14 protein-coding genes are annotated in these 17,552 nt (G+C 73.6%); 2 read left to right on the forward strand and 12 right to left on the reverse strand.

Annotation, left to right across the window (positions count from 1 at the left end):
• Positions 1-12: 12 nt before the first annotated feature.
• Positions 13-1,182: a lactate 2-monooxygenase gene (locus tag ACFYO5_RS15585; RefSeq protein WP_388708855.1), complete on the reverse strand. Its 1,170-nt coding sequence runs from the start codon at positions 1,180-1,182 to the stop codon at positions 13-15.
• Positions 1,183-1,561: 379 nt separating this feature from the next.
• Here ACFYO5_RS15585 and ACFYO5_RS15590 point away from each other — a divergent pair, with 379 nt between their 5' ends.
• Complete coding sequence (locus tag ACFYO5_RS15590; protein ID WP_356565827.1) at positions 1,562-1,996, forward strand: subtilase-type protease inhibitor; 435 nt, start codon at positions 1,562-1,564, stop codon at positions 1,994-1,996.
• A 169-nt stretch (positions 1,997-2,165) separates the two neighbouring features.
• Here the strand turns inward: ACFYO5_RS15590 and ACFYO5_RS15595 are convergent, their stop codons facing one another.
• The 10 genes from ACFYO5_RS15595 to ACFYO5_RS15640 all read right to left on the reverse strand — a co-directional run bounded on the left by ACFYO5_RS15595 (position 2,166) and on the right by ACFYO5_RS15640 (position 13,523).
• Positions 2,166-2,363, reverse strand: a complete 198-nt coding sequence (locus ACFYO5_RS15595) for a CDGSH iron-sulfur domain-containing protein (RefSeq protein ID WP_356565825.1) — start codon at positions 2,361-2,363, stop codon at positions 2,166-2,168.
• Positions 2,344-2,970 carry a HemK2/MTQ2 family protein methyltransferase gene (locus tag ACFYO5_RS15600; RefSeq protein WP_388708858.1) on the reverse strand — a complete coding sequence of 209 codons (627 nt, stop codon included), beginning with the start codon at positions 2,968-2,970 and terminating at the stop codon, positions 2,344-2,346. Before ACFYO5_RS15600 ends, ACFYO5_RS15595 begins: the two co-directional genes overlap by 20 nt.
• A gap of 48 nt (positions 2,971-3,018) precedes the next feature.
• The gene (locus ACFYO5_RS15605; protein WP_388708860.1) at positions 3,019-4,026 is read right to left on the reverse strand and encodes an iron-containing redox enzyme family protein; all 1,008 of its coding nucleotides are present in this window, start codon (positions 4,024-4,026) and stop codon (positions 3,019-3,021) included.
• A gap of 812 nt (positions 4,027-4,838) precedes the next feature.
• The gene (locus tag ACFYO5_RS15610) at positions 4,839-5,057 is read right to left on the reverse strand and encodes a hypothetical protein (protein WP_388708863.1); all 219 of its coding nucleotides are present in this window, start codon (positions 5,055-5,057) and stop codon (positions 4,839-4,841) included.
• 53 nt (positions 5,058-5,110) lie between these two features.
• Positions 5,111-6,121 carry a Ppx/GppA family phosphatase gene (locus ACFYO5_RS15615; protein WP_356565820.1) on the reverse strand — a complete coding sequence of 337 codons (1,011 nt, stop codon included), beginning with the start codon at positions 6,119-6,121 and terminating at the stop codon, positions 5,111-5,113.
• 112 nt (positions 6,122-6,233) lie between these two features.
• Positions 6,234-9,050, reverse strand: a complete 2,817-nt coding sequence (locus tag ACFYO5_RS15620) for an NHLP bacteriocin export ABC transporter permease/ATPase subunit (protein WP_388708865.1) — start codon at positions 9,048-9,050, stop codon at positions 6,234-6,236.
• A gap of 1 nt (position 9,051) precedes the next feature.
• Positions 9,052-11,271, reverse strand: coding sequence for an NHLP family bacteriocin export ABC transporter peptidase/permease/ATPase subunit (locus tag ACFYO5_RS15625; protein ID WP_388708868.1), 2,220 nt, complete (start codon positions 11,269-11,271; stop codon positions 9,052-9,054).
• Positions 11,268-12,074, reverse strand: a complete 807-nt coding sequence (locus tag ACFYO5_RS15630) for an HlyD family efflux transporter periplasmic adaptor subunit (protein WP_388708871.1) — start codon at positions 12,072-12,074, stop codon at positions 11,268-11,270. Before ACFYO5_RS15630 ends, ACFYO5_RS15625 begins: the two co-directional genes overlap by 4 nt.
• A 260-nt stretch (positions 12,075-12,334) precedes the next feature.
• Positions 12,335-12,550 carry a type A2 lantipeptide gene (locus ACFYO5_RS15635; RefSeq protein WP_356565813.1) on the reverse strand — a complete coding sequence of 72 codons (216 nt, stop codon included), beginning with the start codon at positions 12,548-12,550 and terminating at the stop codon, positions 12,335-12,337.
• A 559-nt stretch (positions 12,551-13,109) separates the two neighbouring features.
• Positions 13,110-13,523 carry a PaaI family thioesterase gene (locus tag ACFYO5_RS15640; RefSeq protein WP_356565811.1) on the reverse strand — a complete coding sequence of 138 codons (414 nt, stop codon included), beginning with the start codon at positions 13,521-13,523 and terminating at the stop codon, positions 13,110-13,112.
• A gap of 190 nt (positions 13,524-13,713) precedes the next feature.
• On the opposite strand from ACFYO5_RS15640, the gene ACFYO5_RS15645 reads away from it, so the two are divergent.
• Positions 13,714-15,144, forward strand: coding sequence for a S1 family peptidase (locus ACFYO5_RS15645; protein ID WP_388708875.1), 1,431 nt, complete (start codon positions 13,714-13,716; stop codon positions 15,142-15,144).
• 135 nt (positions 15,145-15,279) lie between these two features.
• On the opposite strand, the gene ACFYO5_RS15650 is transcribed toward ACFYO5_RS15645, so the two are convergent.
• On the reverse strand, positions 15,280-17,427 hold the full coding sequence (locus tag ACFYO5_RS15650) for a SpoIIE family protein phosphatase (protein WP_388709261.1): 2,148 nt from the start codon (positions 17,425-17,427) through the stop codon (positions 15,280-15,282).
• Positions 17,428-17,552 lie beyond the last annotated feature (125 nt).

Consider the following 17,552-nt stretch of genomic DNA (forward strand, 5'->3'; position numbering starts at 1 on the left):
GCAAAGGCGCCGTCACCCGGCTGCCTGCTCCAGGTCCGCAGGACCGACGGTCGCCGGGGTGGCGTGACCGGACAGGGCCAGCGTGAGGTCCAACTCGGCGAGCAGACAGCGGATCACGTGCTCCACGCCGGGCTGTCCGTCCAGCCCGAGACCGTAGACGTACGGCCGGCCGAGCAGCACCGCGCGGGCGCCGAGGGCGAGCGCCTTGAACACGTCGCCGCCGCCGCGCACCCCGCTGTCGAACAGCACGGTCAGCCGGTCGCCGACCGCCGCCGCGACCCGCGGCAGCGCGTCGGCGGCGGCGACCGAACCCGCCACCTGCCGGCCGCCGTGGTTGGAGACCACCACGCCGTCCATCCCGGCATCGGCGGCCAGCCGGGCGTCGTCGGGATGCAGTACGCCCTTGAGCACGGTGGGCCCGTCCCAGTGCTCCCGCAGGAACGCCAGGTCCGGCCATGCCTTGCCGGGGTCCGAGAACAGGTTCACGAAGTGCGTCACCGCCGCGTTCGGGTCCTCCCGCACCGGCTTGGCCAGGCCCGCCAGGAACGCCGGATCGGTGAAGTAGTTCGCGGTGCCCACCCCGTGCAGGAACGGCAGATACGCCCGGTCGAGGTCGCGCGGCCGCCAGGCGAGCAACGGGGTGTCCAGGGTGACGACCAGCACCGAGAAGCCCGCCGCCCGCGCCCGGCCCAGGAAACTCCGCGCCACCTCCCGGTCCTTGGACCAGTACAGCTGGAACCAGCGTTCGGCGTCGCCCATCGCCGCCGCGACCTCCTCCATCGGCGTGCTCGACGCCGACGACAGGATGAACGGCACGCCCTGCGCGGCGGCGGCGCGGGCCGCCGCCGGCTCGGCCTCCGGATGCATGATCGACAGCACCCCCACGGGTGCCAGCGCCACCGGCGCGGGCAGGGAACGGCCGAGCACCTCCACCGACAGATCGCGCTCGCGCACGTCCCGCAGCATCCGCGGCACGATCCGGCGGCGCTCCAGGGCCGCCAGGTTGGCGCGGGCGGTGCTGCCGTCACCCGCGGCGCCCGCCACGTAGCCCACCGGCCCCGGACCGAGCCGCCGCTCGGTCAGCTCCTCCAGCCGGCTCAGGTCGGTGGGCAGCCGGGGAACCGCGCCCGTCATCCCGTTCAGATAGATCTCGTACTGGAAGTCCGCCCAGTGCCTGGCCATCCCCGGGTCCCGCCCCTCGTCGTCGAGCCGCGCGTCAGGGCGACCATACCGGCCGGTAGGCGAGGGGCGGACGGTGGCCCGGAGGAGCCGGAGAGGACCTGTGGGCCGACCGGGAGGGCCTGAAGCGGAATGTTTCCGGACGATTAACGAGCCTATGAAAACCGGTCACTCCGGCCAGGGAAGGGATCATGAAGCGCTTGTCCAGGGGGTTGGAACGTTCGAATTCCGTGACTTCACGCCACTGATTCAATACGCAAGGTTACTGAAACCCATGGGGTCGATGTGAGTTCCGGCGGCGGACTCGGCAGAGTGGCGCTCGCCGCGTTCGACACCGACCGAGTCGGACCGGCACCCCGAATCGAGCGGAAGGATGCACACAATGCGGAACACCGCGCGCTGGGCAGCGACCCTCGGCCTCACGGCCGCCTCTGTCTGCGGAACCCTGACCGGGTCCGCGCTCGCCGCCCCGGCCGCCCCGGCCTCGCTCTACGCCCCGTCGGCCCTGGTGCTGACCCTCGGGCACGGAGAGAGCGCCGCCGCCGTCAACCCGGCCCGTGCCGTCACCCTCACCTGTGCGCCGGGCCCCTCCGGCAGCCACCCGGCCGCCGCCCTGGCCTGCGCCGAACTACGCGCCTCCGGCGGTGACCTCGAGGCGCTGGCCGACCCGGCGGGGGACGCGCTGTGCACCAGGCAGTACGACCCGGTGGTCGTCACCGTCGACGGCGTATGGCAGGGCAGGCGCGTCTCCTACGAGCGCACCTTCTCCAACGAGTGCGTGAAGAACTCCTCCGGGAGCGTCCTCTTCGCGTTCTGAGACCGGGATCGCGTGGCCCCGTGGGCAAGATGAACGGCTCGTGACGTGGGGAGTGCGAGCCACTGACACGGACCGCCACGGCGATTCCGCGACCAGGGGCCGGCCGGGCGGTGTGGGGCTGCCCGCCGGTCCCTGGCATTTTCGGCGCGACCGTCGCCGTGAGAGGTGGTCAGGCGCGGTCGCGGTGGCTGGTGTCGCACCACGGATAGCGGCGGCTGCGCCGACAGGTGCACAGGGCGACCCGGAAGCGGTCGGAGGCGACCGTGGAGCCGTCCTCCAGTTCGATCTCGACGGGCCCCTCGACGAGGAGGGGCCCCTTGCGCTGCACGCTGATGCGGCGGGGCCGGTCAGCGGGGGAGTTCGGCACGGACGACCACCAGTTCCTCGTTGTTCTCGTCGGCGGACAGCAGCCCCCGGTGCCGCAGCCACTGCTCCCGGGAGCGCAGCACCGGCCCGAACGGAATGCGGCGGCGTCGTGTCACGGCGGCCTTCAGGCCCGCCGCGCGCAGATGGCGCACGGTCCGGTCCGGGTCGCTCAGCGCGGAGTGCACCAGCAACAGCACCCCGCCCGGCCGCAGCAGCCCCGGCGCCTCCCGGCAGATCCGGTCCAGCACCAGCCGGCCGTCACCGCCCGCGTCCCAGGCGCGGGCCGGTCCGCGCGGCGCACCCCCGCTCGGAGCGGGCACGTACGGCGGGTTGGCCAGGACGAGGTCGAAGGTGCGGCCGCGTACCGGTTCGAAGAGGTTGCCGCGCACCACGCGCACCGGCAGCCCGGCCCGCCAGGCGTTCCAGCGGGCGGCGTACACGGCGCGCCACGACACGTCGACCGCCGTCACACGGGTGCCGCGCCGCGCCGCCTCCAGGGCCAGCGCGCCGGAACCGGTGCCCACGTCGAGGACGTCGGAGCCCGGCGACAGAGGTTCTTCGGACAGCGCCCCGGCCAGCAGGTCGGTGTCCTCCTGAGGGGCGTACACGCCCGGAAGTACCAGCGGATCATTCACCCCGACCAGGTACCCAGACAATCAAGAAATATGGGCCATCTCGGTGGTGGGGGGAGTGCGCAGGGACGAACGTCCGGCACGCCAGGCGGTGAGCAGCCGCGCGGCCAGCCGGTCCTCCAGCAAGGTGGTGGCGCCGACGCCGAACGCCACGTCGGGCGCGAGATGCGGCTCCTCCTCCAGCAGACCGCCGATCACCTCGTGCCGTACGACCTGCTCGTGGACCGCGTCGGCCTCCACGTGCTCGTCGTAGAAGTGCACGGCGGCGGGACCGGCGCCCGCGCGGCGCATCGCCTCCGCGAGCCGCCGGGAACCCGGCGAGGAGGTGATCTCCACCGTCGCGAAGTGACCCACCAGCGCACCGCGCAGACCGCGGTGCAGTCCGAACAGGGACATCAGGTTGACCGTGGCCAGCGTCTCGGCGCAGGCGGCGTCAAGGTAGCGGCCGTACGTGGCGTCCAGGCCCAGGTCCGTCATCAGGTCCGCGAACAGGCGGGCGTGGACCCGGTCGGGGCGGCCGCCGCCGTACTCGTCGAACTCCACCGCCGCCATCGCCGCCTTCGCCCGCCCCCACAGCCTCGGCAGCACCCAGGCGTGCGGGTCGGCCTCCTTCAGGTGGTAGAGGGAGCGCTGGGCCGCGTACTCGCGCAGGTGCCACAGCTCGCCCTCGTCGCGCAGGAAATGGGAGACACCGCCGCCCTCCACCGGCTCGACGAGCAGCTCCGCGATCGCCTCCTCCACGCTCTCGTGGACGGGCGTGTCGGCCCGCAGGGCGGCGAGGAAGCGGGCCTCCAGCGCGGCGCGCAGCCGCAGCAGGTCGGGGTCCCACTCGACGTCGTCGCTCACTCCGGCGAAGCCGCGGTAGTGCAGCTCGTAGCAGAGGTAGAGGGCCAGCTGGAGGTCCTCGCCGTACGGGGAGGCGCCCGCGACCGTCGCGGCGGGCGGTAGGGGGCCCGAGCCCAGCAGGTACTCCCGGACAGCCGTGGAGACGGGGCCGCGGGCGGTGGGCAGCCGTGGTCCTTCATGTGCCATGAGCGCCGGGTACCCCGCAGGTCGCGAGCCATCCCCCCCCCGAGGGATGATCCCGGGCGCGCCCGCCGCCCCCGGGCGCCGCCCGCACATCGAGGCCGGGCACTGCGCCCCTGGCCCCGGCCCTCCGCGGGCCCGCTCCGATCGGTCAGCCGGTGAAGTGGCCTGACCGGACCATCCCGCCGGGAAGCGGGCTCGTCCCGGCGGGATGGCCGGGGAAGCGGGCCTGCCGACGGCCAGGGAGGCGGGCTCGTCCGGGCCATTCGGCCGGGAAAGCGGGCCTGCCGACGGCCAGGGAGGCGGGCTCGTCCGGGCCATTCGGCCGGGAAAGCGGGCCTGCCGACGGCCAGGGAGGGCCGCGCGAGGGCCGGCGGCGCCGCGACCGGTCGCCCAGCGCCCGCCGGGCCACGGCGGCCGACCCGTCGGGGTCGTGCGGGCGCCGGCCGGGCGGCCCCGCGGGTGGCGTGCGGCCTGGTCGTCACGGGTCTTGGTCGTCCGTCCGCAGGGGACTTCTCCTGGGCTGGGGGGTGGTGCTCTCGGGAGTCTCGCTTCACCTGCCGGGCCATGACGGCCGCCGGCCCGGATGGTGCGGGCGTTCGCCGGGCGGGCCCGGGGGTGGTGTGCGGGCCGGCCGTCACGGGCCGCCATTGCGGCCGCCGACCCGATTGTGCGGGCGTTCGCCGGGCGGGCCCGGGGGTGGTGTGCGGGCTGGCCGTCACGGGCCGCCATGGCGGCCGACCCCGTCGGGGTTGTGCGGGCGTTCGCCGGACGGGCCCTCGGGCGCCGTCCGGCCCGGCCGTCACCGGTCCCGGTCGTCAGTCCCCGTGGGACTCCTCCTGGGCTCGGGTGTTCGGGGTGATGGCCTCGCCTGCCTCACCCGGGTCGCGCCGGGGCTCCCCCTGCCCGTCGGCGCGGGTCTCGGCCTCCTCGATCTCCCGTACCACCTCCTCGAGCGCGGTCCTCGGACGGTCCCGCCGGTCCTCGCCGGCGTCCCGCTCCGTGTGCTCCTGTCGGTTCTCGGCGTCCTCTTCCACGGACGGCTCCCTTTCTCTCGATGCCCGGCCCTCGCGCACGGTGCCGGGCCTGGTCAGTGGGTGGTGGTGGCCGCGACCCGCAGCGGCACGGGATCCGGTGGCGCCGACTCGTCGGAGAGCCGGACGACCTGCGCCCACCAGGACGCCCCGTCCTCGATGTGCCGCAGCATGATGCCCTCGCGGATCGCCCACGGGCAGACCGTGACCGTCTTCAGGCCGATCAGCTTCATCGCCGTGTGCCCGACGACCGCGCCGGCCAGGCTCTGCGCGGCGCGCGGCGCGGAGATGCCGGGCAGCTCGGCCCGCGCGGCGGCCGGCAACTGTGCCAGCCGGCCCACCGCCTCACCGAGGTCGGCACAGTCCAGCGTGCGGGCCTCGAAGGGACCGTGACGGCCGGGCGGGGCCCCGCACAACCGGGCCAGCTGCTGGAACGTACGGGAGGTGACCACCGCCGTGCGCGGCCCCTCCCAGCGGATCCGGGCGGCCACGTCCCGCAGCTGGTGGCGGACCTTGCGGCGCAGCTCCCGTACGCGTTCCGCGGACGGCGGGTCCTGGTCCGCGAAGAACTCGTGGGTCAGCCGGCCGGCGCCGAGCGGCAGCGAGGCCACGAAGTCCGGCAGCCGGCCCCGCCCGAACGCCACCTCGAAGGAACCGCCACCGATGTCCATCAGCGCGAGCGGCCCCGCCCGCCAGCCCATCCAGCGCCGCGCCCCGAGGAACGTCAGCTCGGCCTCCACCTCGCCCGGCAGGGTGCACAGCGGGACACCGCTGCCGGAGGTGACCGTCCGCAGCACCTCCTGCCGGTTCGGCGCGTTGCGCACCACGGCGGTCGCGAAGGCCAGCGGGCTCGTCGCGCCCCACCGGGCCGCCGTACGGTTCGCGGCGGCGACCGCGTCGACCATGTTCTCGATCGCCTCGTCGGGGATGGGCTCTCCCGGCTTGACCTGCTCGGACAGCCGCAACCGCCACTTGGCCGTGTGGACCGGAAGCGGTACGCCGTCCTGCGCGTCCGCCACCACCAGCCGCACGGTGTTGGATCCCACGTCGAGCACGCTGATTCTCATGGCCGGTCGAGTACCCGGGGGAGCCGCTCCCTACGTCACTCCGCGGCATCGGGCTTCCACGCACCGACGCCACGGGCGCCCGCGAGCCCGGCACGCGAGCGGGGCCGTCGGCTCAGGCCAGCTGCCGCCGCACCAGCTCGTGCAGCCTGCCGCCGGTGTCCGCGAGCAGCCGGGACGGCGGGCCCTGCTCGGCCACCCGGCCGTTCTCCATCACCACGACCCGGTCGGCGTCCAGCACCGTCGACAGACGGTGGGCGATGACGACGCGGGTGGCGTCGAGCTTGCGGGTGCTGTCGATGACCGTGCGCTGGGTCTCGTTGTCCAGGGCGCTGGTCGCCTCGTCGAAGTAGAGGATCCGCGGGCGCCGGATCAGCGCCTGGGCGATCATCAGCCGCTGGCGCTGACCGCCCGAGACCGAGCCGCTGCCCGAGACGATGGTGTGCAGCCCCATCGGCATCCGCTTGATGTCCTCCGCGAGCCCCGCCATCTCGGCCGCCGCCATCGCCTCCTCGGGCGTGTACGACTCGGTGCCGCAGATGACGTCCAGGATCGACCCGGTGAACGGCTGGGCGTGCTGGAGCACCACCCCGCACTGGCGCCGCACGGCCGACTGGTCGAGGGCCGCCAGGTCCTGGCCGTCGTACAGCACGCTGCCCGAGACCGGGCGGTCGAAGCCGATGAGAAGACGCAGCAGGGTGGACTTGCCGCAGCCGCTGGGCCCGACGATCGCCACGAACTCGCCCGGCCGCACCTCGAAGGACACGTCGTCCAGGACCAGGGGGCCGTCGTCGGAGTAGCGGAACGACAGCCGGCGGGCCTCGACCGCGCCGGACAGCGGACCGGGCCGGGTGCTCGCCGCCCGCACCTCCGGGGTCGCCTCCAGCACCGGCCGGATCTCCTCGAACAGCGGCAGCGCGGCCACCGCCGACACGAACGCGCCGGTCAGCGAGGTCACGGAGGTGAGCAGCATCGTCATCGACGTGTTGAAGGTCAGGAAGTCCGCCGCCGACAGGGCGCCACGCGCCGGACCCGCCAGCAGCATGAACATCACCAGCGAGCACAACGGCAGATAGACCGCGCCCAGCACCGTGGTGAGGTTCTTGATCCGGCCGAGCCGTTGCTGGAGTTCACGGCTGCGGGCGAACTGACGCGCCCAGGCCGCGTAGGCGTAGTTCTCGGCGGCCGCGATCCGCAGCTTCGGCAGGCCCCGCAGGGTCTGGAACGCCTGGTTGTTCAGCTTGTTGGAGAGCACCACCAGCCTGCGCTGCCAGCGCACCTGCCACAGCCCCAGCCCGAGGAACACGGTGGCGACGACGACGAGCATGGCGATCGCGGCCAGCGCCATCGGCACGCTGTACCAGAGCAGCAGGCCCAGGTTCATGGCGCCGACGGTGACGGACTGCGCGACCGACGGGCCGAGCCCCGCCAGCAGCCGGCGGATCGCGCTGATGCCCATGGCCGCGCTCGCCAGCTCACCCGTGGAGCGCTCGGCGAAGAACGTCGTCGGCAGCCTCAGCAGCCGGTCCCACACGGCCGGCTGGAGCGTCGCCTCGATCCTGCCCTCCAGCCTCAGGATGGTCATGTTCTGGAGCAGCATGAACGCCGCCGCGACCACCCCGCCGACCAGTACGGCCACACACGCCTGAGCGATCAGCCCCTGCTGGGCCCGCGGCACGTACTCGCCGAGCACCTTGCCCGTGGCGATCGGCACCAGGGCGCCGACCAGCACCGTGACGAGCCCGCTGAGCAGCAGGTTCGTCAGATCGCGGCCGGTGCCCCGCATGCTGAACCGCAGCAGACCGAGCGGACCGAGCCGCCGCTCGGGCAGCGGACGGTAGAACATGACGGCCCGCGGCTCGAACTCCTCGGCGTTGGCCTTCTCCACCGGTGTCTCGCGGCCGGTCGCGGGATGCACGGCGACATAGCCGCCACGCCGCCACAGCAGGGCGACCGGCGCCCCGGACAGCGCCCGGTGCCCGACCAGCGGGCCGACGTCGTCACGCCACCAGCGGCCGTCCAGCCGTACGGCGCGGGTGCGGACGCGGGAGGCCAGCGCGATCTGCTCGACCGGGTCGAGACGGTCGTTGCCGGCGCCCATCCGGGCCGGCTCGACGAGCGCGATGCCGGCCGCCCGCGCGACCAGCTCGCAGGCGCCGAAGGTCGCGTCCGCGTCCGCGGCCGTCGCGCGCGGCCCCGCCTTCCGGCCGATCGACGCCAGCAGTGTCCGGTCGGCCTGCGCCCGCACCGCCTCACCGGCCCTGATGCCGGCGGCCGTGCGGGTCTCGTGGGTGCGCTCCACCTGCTCGATCCAGCGGTCCACCGTGGTGAGCAGGCGGTACTGCTGGTCGACCATGGCCTGCCAGACCGCCGGGTCCATCAACAGGTCGGCGGCGGCCTCCGCGCCGTACAGCGAGCCGTACTGGACGCTGCCCGGCGGCACCTGCATCCAGAACACGTCGTCGTCGGCGATCTCGGCGGGCCGCTCGGTGGCCATCGGCGCCTGGAAGAGGACGGACAGTCCGCGGCCCACGCCCAGGGCGAGGGCGTGCTCCAGCGGGCTCGACACCGGCGGCACGTACCGGGGATTGCCGTACTCGTCGTAGGACCAGGTCTGGGTGCTCGCGGGCTGGTACAGCTCGCGCAGGCCGACGCGGTGGACCGCGCAGTCGCGCGACGGGCGGGCCACCAGGGTGTGCCGAGGGCCGGCGACCGGGCCGAGGAGCAGCGAACCCGCCTCCAGCCGGCCCAGGTGATGCCAGTGGCCCTGCTGTTCGGCGTCGACCGCGAACAGGTCCAGCGCACCGCCGACGACCAGCCACAGCACCTGCGGCCCCTCCAGGTCGAGCCGGCCGGACCCGGCGCAGTCGACCCGTGTGCCCATTCGCCCCAACGCCGAGAGGACGACGTCGCCTTCGGATACGGCCGTCATCTCATCGCTCCCTGACCAGTGCCGCGTACGCCCCGCCGCGCGCGAGGAGTTCCTCGTGCCGTCCGCGCTCCACGACCGTGCCGTGGTCGAGGACGACGATCTCGTCGCTGTCGCGGACCGTGCTGAGCCGGTGCGCGATCACCACGCAGGCGCAGCCGCGCCGGCGCAGGTTGTCCATGACGATCTGTTCGGTCTCCGCGTCCAGCGCGCTGGTCACCTCGTCCAGTACCAGGATGCTGGGCCGGCGCACCAACGCCCGGGCGATCTCCAGGCGTTGGCGCTGACCGCCGGAGAAGTTGCGGCCGTCCTGCTCGACCCGGCTGTGGATGCCACCCGGCCGCCGCTCGACGACCTCGTACAGCGCGGCGTCCCGCAGCGCCTCGACCACCGCCTCGTCCGGGACGGAGGGGTCCCACAGCGCCACGTTGTCGCGGACCGTGCCCTCGAAGAGGAACACCTCCTGGTCGACGAAGGAGACGGAGGCGGCGAGCACCCCGCGCGGGATGTCCTCCAGACGCTGTCCGTCGATCCGGATCACCCCCTCCCACGGCGCGTACAGGCCCGAGATCAGCCGGGACACCGTCGACTTGCCGCTGCCCGAGCCGCCCACCAGCGCCACCTGACGGCCCGGCCCGACACTCAGGTCGAAGCCGGTCAGCAGCGGCTTGTCGAGCGGGCTGTAGCCGAAGCCGATGTTCTCCAGCTCCACGTGACCGTGGAGGCGGCGGGTGGAGTCGCCGCCGGAGCGGCGGTCGTAGAGCGGGTCGGCCCGGAAGTTCTCCACGTCCTTCAGCCGGGCCACGTCCGCCGCGAAGTCCTGGATGCGGCCCGCCACGCCGTTCAGCCGGGTCAGGGGAGCGGTGAAGCGGGCGACCAGCGCCTGGAAGGCGACCAGCAGGCCCACCGAGATGGCGCCCTCGATGGCCCGCGTCCCGCCGATCCACAGGATCAGCGCGCTGTTGACCGTCGCCAGCGTCGGTGCGACCACGCCCAGCCAGGCGCTCGGCACCCCGAGCCGTTGCTGTTCCTCCAGCGTGGTGGCGTGCTGTCCGGCCCACTTGCGGAAGTAGCCGTCCTCACCGCCGGTCGCCTTCATCGTCTCGATCAACTGGAGGCCGGAGTACGCCGTGTTGGTCAGCCGCGCGTTGTCCGCGCGCAGTTTCGCCGTACGGGTCGCGCGCAGCCGGATCACCACCCGCATGGCGACGAGGTTGAGCAGGGCCACGCCGATGCCGACGAACGTCAGCTGCGGGTCGTAGGTGTAGAGGAGGAGCGCGTACAGGACGACGACCACCGCGTCCACGCCCGCCGACGCCAGGTCGCGGGCCAGCGTCTCGGCCACCGCGTCGTTGGACTGGAGGCGCTGCACCAGGTCGGCCGGGCTGCGCTGGGAGAAGAAGGTGACCGGCAGCCGCAGCAGATGGCGCAGGAAGCGGGCGCTGGACAGGGTCGAGGAGATGATCCTGCCGTGGTGCAGGTTGGCCTGCTGGAGCCAGGTCAGCGCGACGGTGAGCAGCACGCACGTGCCCATGGAGGCGAACAGCACGTCGAGCAGCGAGGTCTGGTTGCCGATCAGGAACATGTCGATGTAGGTGCGGCTCAGTGCCGGGACGGCCGCGCCCACGACGACCAGCAGCAGGCTCGCCAGCACGGCGGCCGGCAGGGTGCCCGCGGTGCCGCGCAGCCGGGCCGGCATCGCGCCCAGCACTCCCGGCCTGCGCCCGCCGCGCTCGAAGCCCTCGCCGGGTTCCAGCACCAGCACCACGCCGGTGAAGCTGCTGTCGAAGTCCTCCATCGGCACGAACCGGCGGCCCTTGCCGGGGTCGTTGACGTACACGCCCCGGCGGCCGAAGCGGCGGCCCAGGCCCTCGTAGACGACGTAGTGGTTGAACTCCCAGAAGAGGATCGCGGGCGACCGCACCTCGGTGAGGGCCGCCAGGTCCATCTGCATGCCCTTGGCGGTCAGTCCGTAACCGCGGGCCGCCTTCAGCAGGTTGCTCGCGCGCGAGCCGTCCCGCGACACCCCGCACGCGATGCGCAGCTCCTCCAGCGGGACATGGCGGCCGTAGTGGCCGAGGACCATGGCGAGGGAGGCGGCCCCGCACTCCACCGCCTCCATCTGGAGCACCGTGGGGGTGCGGACGGTCTTTACCCGGCTCTTGGGGACCGAACGCCTGGGTGGCGCGGCCCGCCGTCTGCCGCGGGTCTCGGTCGCGGTCACGGAAGCAGCCAATCGAGGGGACGCCGGTCGGCCAGCCGGATCGAGGCGGTGGCCATGGTCATGGAGGTGAGGGCGTACGGCGGCCCGTCGGCGGACGACCACCGGTAGCCGCTCCTGGTCGTGGAGGAGGGGTCGAGGCGGACCAGGACCGCCACCGGGCGGCCCTTCTCGGTGAACTGCTCGCCGAGTTGGCTGTCACCGAGGAACGCGGCGATCCGCTGAGCGGACTGCGCCGCGCGGTCCACCGACTTCACATGGCCGCGCAGCACGCCGTACCGCTGGGACGGCACGGTCTGCACGGTCAGGTCGACGGCGGCGCCCGCCGGTACGGAGGCCGCGTTCTCGGCCGGGACGTACACCGTGGCGTACAGCGGGTCGTCGGCGTCGGCGACCTTCTCCACGGCGGCGACGTTCGCACCGGTGGTGATGATCTGCCCGAGGGAGGCGGCGAGCGCGGTGATCCGGCCCGCGGCGACCGTGCGCACCACGGTCTCGCCGTCGGCCGCGCGCACCTTCAGCACGGGGGAGTCGGCGGGCAGCCGCTCACCCTCCTTCGCGAGGACCGCGGTGACCTGCCCGGCGGCGGGGCTCTGCAGGATGTAGCTGCCCTCGCCGTGGGTGAGGACGGCGGGCGCGCTCACGGTGGAGGCGACCGAACCGGTCACCGCCCACACGGACGCGGCGGCCATGACGACCACGGTCACGGACAGCACGAGCCAGCCCTGGGGGCGGGCGAAGCGCACCGGCAGGTCGAGTTCCTCGGGCGACTGAAGCTTGGCGAGGGCCTGTTGGCGGAACTGCACGGGATTTCCCTCGGGGTCTCACGGCGCCGACTCGGGGTTGCGGAACACCGACTCGGGGGTGGCACACGGCGCCGGCCGGGAGTTGCACGGCGTCGACCGGGTTGGCACCCGGCGTCGACCGGGTTGGCACCCGGCGTCGACCCGGGCGTTGCGGGGCGCCGACTCCGGGCGTTGCGGGGCGCCGACTCCGGGTCGCACGGCACCGAAGAGTCCCGGAACCGGGTCACGGCTCCGGGACTCAGAGGGTCACAAGGCCGCGATCAGAGACCGGCGACCAGGTTGGTGACCGGCGCGGTGCTCAGGCCGGTCACACCCTCGACCGTGCCGACGACCGTGTCGACCAGGCCGGAGACCGGGGCGATGCCGTCCACCAGGCCGGTGACGGTGCCGAGAGCGTTCACGGACAGGCCGCCGGAGACGTTGTCGAGGTCGGCGTCGGCGATCTCGACGGTCTCGACCTGGGGGGTGGAGTTCATGGTGGAACTTCCCTTCACATGGATATCTCAATAAGGGGGGAGCGGCCCCCTCTGGGGACAGATGACGGCCGCGACCGCAGGCGCCGAAGGCCCGTTCCCGGAAACCCGGCGAACCTTGCGGTGCGATGGATCAAAGCAGGTCCGCCGCCGACGCATCCAATCAATCACCGCTCTCACCAGGGAACTTGCGTCACGCGAGGGTCACAGCGTGCAGGTGTGGCCACGCCTTGTCGGCGACTTCTTCACACCCCGGGCCGCGGTCGCTCCGATGAGCGGCGCACGCCCTCGTGGCGAAACCGACACACCCGTCCCAATGGCATGGCGGGCCCTGCGCGGTTGTGCAGAACCTCCGCGTCCCGTGACCTGCTTGGGCAATCGGTGTGCAGATTCTCTGAAGCAGGGATTCCGCTCTCCGAGCCGCACGGACCGTCAGCGGCCGATCACCGCCGGTGTCCCGGCGTCGGTCCCCGGCGGTCGGTGGCTCACCGTCGCCCCCGCACCCGTGGGGATCCCGCCGTCGCCGTCTCTTCCGCGGTGTCCGGTGACCCTCCCGCCGGCCTCAGCCCAGCAGGGCGTAGACCGTGCTCGCCCGCGCGGCGAGTTCACCGGACCGCTCGGCCGTCATCGTGACGTCCGCGAACGCCATCCGGCGGCCCAGCTTCGTCAGCACCGCATGGATCAGGACATCCGATTCGGTCACCGCGCGCTGGAAGGACGTCGACTGCTGCACCGTCGTCATGGGCGCGAAGGCGCCCCGGGCCGCCGAGACGGCGATCACCGTGGCGGTGTCCGCGGCCGCCATCAACGCCTGCCCCGACAGCCCGCCGCCCTCCCGGGCCAACTGTGCCGACCAGGGCAGACGCAGAACCGCCCGGTCGTCCCCCAGCGCCTCCACGGACAGGTCCAGCGCGCGCACCCAGGGCGCGAAGCAGTCGGAAAGGATCTTGTCGGCTTCGGTGGTCGTCATCGTCATATGGGCGATTGTTCCCCGGCCGACCGCCCCGGACTCCGGTCATGGCCGATTCACGGGTTCGCAAAGGGAGTTGGCAAACGCCATTGAACACACCACGTCTCCCCTGCGTACCCATCGGCAACCAGGCGCCGCTGTACGGAGCTGCCACTCCCCGGCAGCCGGACCCCGTCCCCCCAGGAGGTCGAGTTTTTTGAGTCACAAGCGAATGCCGAAGCGCAAGGCCGCGATAGCGGTGGGCGGTGTCGCGGCGCTCGGAGCGGCGGCACTCCTGCTCCCGCACGCCAACGCCTCCCAGGACGGCGGCGGCACGGCCGCTGCGGCGCCGAAGACCCTGAAGGCGGCGGACGCCTCGGACCTCGCCGCTCAGTTGCGGAACATGCTCGGCGAAACCTTCGCGGGCTCGTACTACGACGCCGGCCGCAAGCAGCTGGTCGTCAACGTCGTCGACGTCTCCGGCGCCCAGGACAACGCCATCGGCCAGGCGAGGAAGGCCGGCGCGCAGATACGCGAGGTCGAGAACAGCACGGCCGAACTGAAGGCCGCCGCGCAGACCCTCAAGGCCGAAGCGACCATCCCGGGCACCTCCTGGGCGGTCGACCCGCGGACCAACAAGATCCTCGTCACCGCCGACTCCACCGTCACCGGCGGCAAGTGGGACCGGCTGGAGTCCACCGTCCGCGACCTCGGAGCCGGAACGGCGACCGTCAAGAAGTCGGCCGGCACCTTCAAGACCTTCGCCTCCGGCGGCGACGCCATCTTCGGCGGCGGAGCGCGCTGCTCACTCGGCTTCAACGTCACCGCGGGCGACGGCTCCCCGGCCTTCCTGACGGCCGGTCACTGCGGGGTCGCGGCCGAGGCCTGGTCGGACTCCGAGGCCGGCGAGCCCATCGCCACCGTCGACCAGGCGGTCTTCCCGGGCGAAGGCGACTTCGCACTCGTGAAGTACGACGACCCGGCCACGGTCGCCCCCAGCGAGGTCGACCTCGGCGACCAGACCCTCCAGATCTCCTCGGCCGCCGACGCGACCGTGGGCACGCAGGTCTTCCGGATGGGCAGCACCACCGGCCTAGCCGACGGTCAGGTCCTCGGCCTCGACGCCACGGTCAACTACCCCGAGGGCACCGTCACGGGTCTGATCCAGACCGACGTGTGCGCGGAGCCCGGCGACAGCGGCGGCTCGCTGTTCACCCAGGACGGCCTCGCGATCGGCCTGACCTCCGGCGGCAGCGGTGACTGCACGGCCGGCGGCGAGACGTTCTTCCAGCCGGTGACCACCGCTCTGGCGGCGGTCGGCGCGACCCTCGGTGACGGCGGGGCCGGTGAGGGAGTCGGTGCCGACGACGGCGTCGGCGGCGAGGAGGCCGGAGCGGGTGCCGATGCCGGCGCCGGTGCCGGAGAGGAGGCCGGGGCCGGAGAAGAGGCCGGGGCCGGAGAAGCGGTCGGCGGCCAGGAGGCCGGCGGTGAAGAGGCCGGCGGCGACGCCGGTGCCGTCGCCGGTGCCGGTGGCGGTGAGGAGGCCGGTCAGGACGCGGGCGGTCACGACGCCGGCGGTGCTGCCGGCGCCGAGGACCAGAGCGGCGACGGCGCCCAGGACGACTCCGGGGCGACCGAGACCCACTGACACCCCGCACCGACCGCTCACCCGATACCACCGGCCGGACGTCCCCCCACCCGTCCGGCCGGTGTCACGGTCCGGCCCTCCCGCGCGGGAGGGCCGGACCGTCGCTATCCCCGCGAGGGTCCGGGCGACGGCCCGTCAGCCGACCTCCCCGGCACGGGCGCGCAGCAACAGCAGCGCCACGTCGTCGATCCGCTCCTCCGCCGCCGCGCGGTGCCCCACGAGCCGGTCGGCCATCTCCTCCAGTGGCAGCTCGCCCGCCTCGCCCAGCCGCTGCCCCAGGTCGGCCACCGCGTCCTCGATGTCCACCCCCGGCGTCTCGACCAGCCCGTCGGTGTAGAGGGCCAGCACACAGCCGGGCGACAGCTCGATCTCCGTGGTCGGGTACGTCGCCTCCGGGTCGATGCCGAGCAGCGGGCCGCCCGCCAGGTCGAGGACCCGCACCCGTCCGTCCGGCCGCCGCAGCAGGGGCGGCAGGTGTCCGGCCCGCGCCATCACCGCGCGACCGCGCTCCGGGTCCAGCCGCAGATACAGGCAACTGGCGAACAGCTCGGTGCCCAGGTCGATCATCAGCCGGTTGGTGCTGCGCATCACCTCGGCCGGTTCGTGGCCCACCGTCGTGTACGCCCGTACGGCCGTGCGGAGCTGCCCCATCAACCCGGCCGCCGTCACGTTGTGCCCCTGTACGTCCCCGATCACCGCCGCCGGCAACGGACGCGAGGGCACCAGGTCGTAGAAGTCGCCGCCGATCTCCATCCCCCGGGTGGCCGGCAGATAGCGGGCGCTCGCCTCGATGCCGGGCAGGGAGGGCAGCGAGTGGGGGAGCAGAGCCGCCTGGAGGCCGTGCGCCAGCCGGTGCTTGGCGTCGTACAGCAGGGCCCGGTCCAGGGCCTGCGCGATCAGCCCGGCCAGACTGGTCAGAACGGCGCGTTCGTGCGTGGGGAAGTCGTGCGGTTCGGCGTAGGCCAGCACGCAGACGCCCACCGGACGGCCCGAGGCGATCAGCGGCAGATAGGCCCAGGCCGCGAAGGGGTCGGGGGCGACGTGACGCGCCGGGTAGAGCTGCTCCAGCCGGCGGCGTGAGTCGAAGAACGCGGGCACTCCGTGGGTGACGGCGTGCGTGCCGGGCGTGGGGGAGGCCAGTGGCATCCCGTCGAACCGCTCCACCACGTGCGGGTCGGGGTAACCGTGGTGCCCCAGGACGTGCAGGCGCCCCGCCCGCGCCCCGAGGAGCGCCAGCGCGCCGCTGCCGACGGCCGGCGCGATCTCCTCGGCCACCAGCCGCACCACGTCCCGCACGCTCACCGTCTCGGTCAGCGCTCCGGCCAGGCTCAGCGCCTGTGACATCGACACCAGCCGGGGCGGGGCGTCGTCGCCCTCCGTACCGGCCGGGCTCGTCACCGACACCGCCCGTGCCCGGACCACCCGTACCGTGACCCCCGTGGCGCTGGGGTAGAACCGGAAGGACAGCCAGTCGGAGGGCGGGCGCAGCGCCACGAAGGACGTGACGTTCCGGCCGAGCAGCGCGGCCCGGTAGCGCTCCTCGTACATCGGGTCGGCCAGCCACGGCACCGCCGCCCACAGGTGGGCGCCCAGCAGTTCGCCCACCGGGACACCGAGCAGATCGGCGGCGGCGGCGTTGGCGAACCCCACCCGGCCGGTGACGTCCAGCGAGCACAGCCCGTACGGCAGCCGGGCCAGCAGCCGCGCCGCCTCCACCGTGCCCAGCGTGTCGGCCACCCCGGCCGCCCCCGCGGCCGGCGGATCGGCCTCGGCGCGCACCGGGCGGTTCTCGGTGGCCGCCCGCTCCAGCCGCAGCGCGAGCCGCTCGCAGCCCGACTGGAGTTCCTGCCGCTCCCGGTCCGACAACTCCGGCGGATGGGAGCCGGGCCAGGTCACGAAGACGGCGCCGTACACCTTGGACGCGGTCGCCAGCGGGAGCGCGGCCAGCGCGAACGGGTAGGGCAGGACCATGGCGATCCGCGGATAGGAGCGCGCCATCTCCTGTTCGTCGCCCACCCACACCAGCCGCCGCTCGCGCACCGCGCGGGCCACCGGGATCGGCGCGCCGAGCCCCACCCGCTCCCAGGGCGCCGCGAACGACCGGGGCAGCCCCGCCATCACCGCCATCTCCAGCACCGGCTCGTCGCCGGGCAGCAGGTAGACGGCGCCGGAGTGCGCCCCGACGGCGTCCATCATCGCCGTCAACGCCGGTGACAGCATCGGTCCGCCGACCGGATCCCCGGGCGCCCGGCGGGACCGCTGTCCCTCGGACACGGCGCCCACCTCCTCGCCCGACCGTACGACCCCAGGCAACCAAATCTGCCTCCTGCCGACCGCGAGCGCACGGCGAGGCGCCCGCGTCGCCGTGCGAGCGGGGCTGCGGCGCGAGGCCGTCGGGACGTCGGGAC

The organism is Streptomyces sp. NPDC006259 (genome assembly GCF_042870975.1).
Classification (GTDB): domain Bacteria; phylum Actinomycetota; class Actinomycetes; order Streptomycetales; family Streptomycetaceae; genus Streptomyces.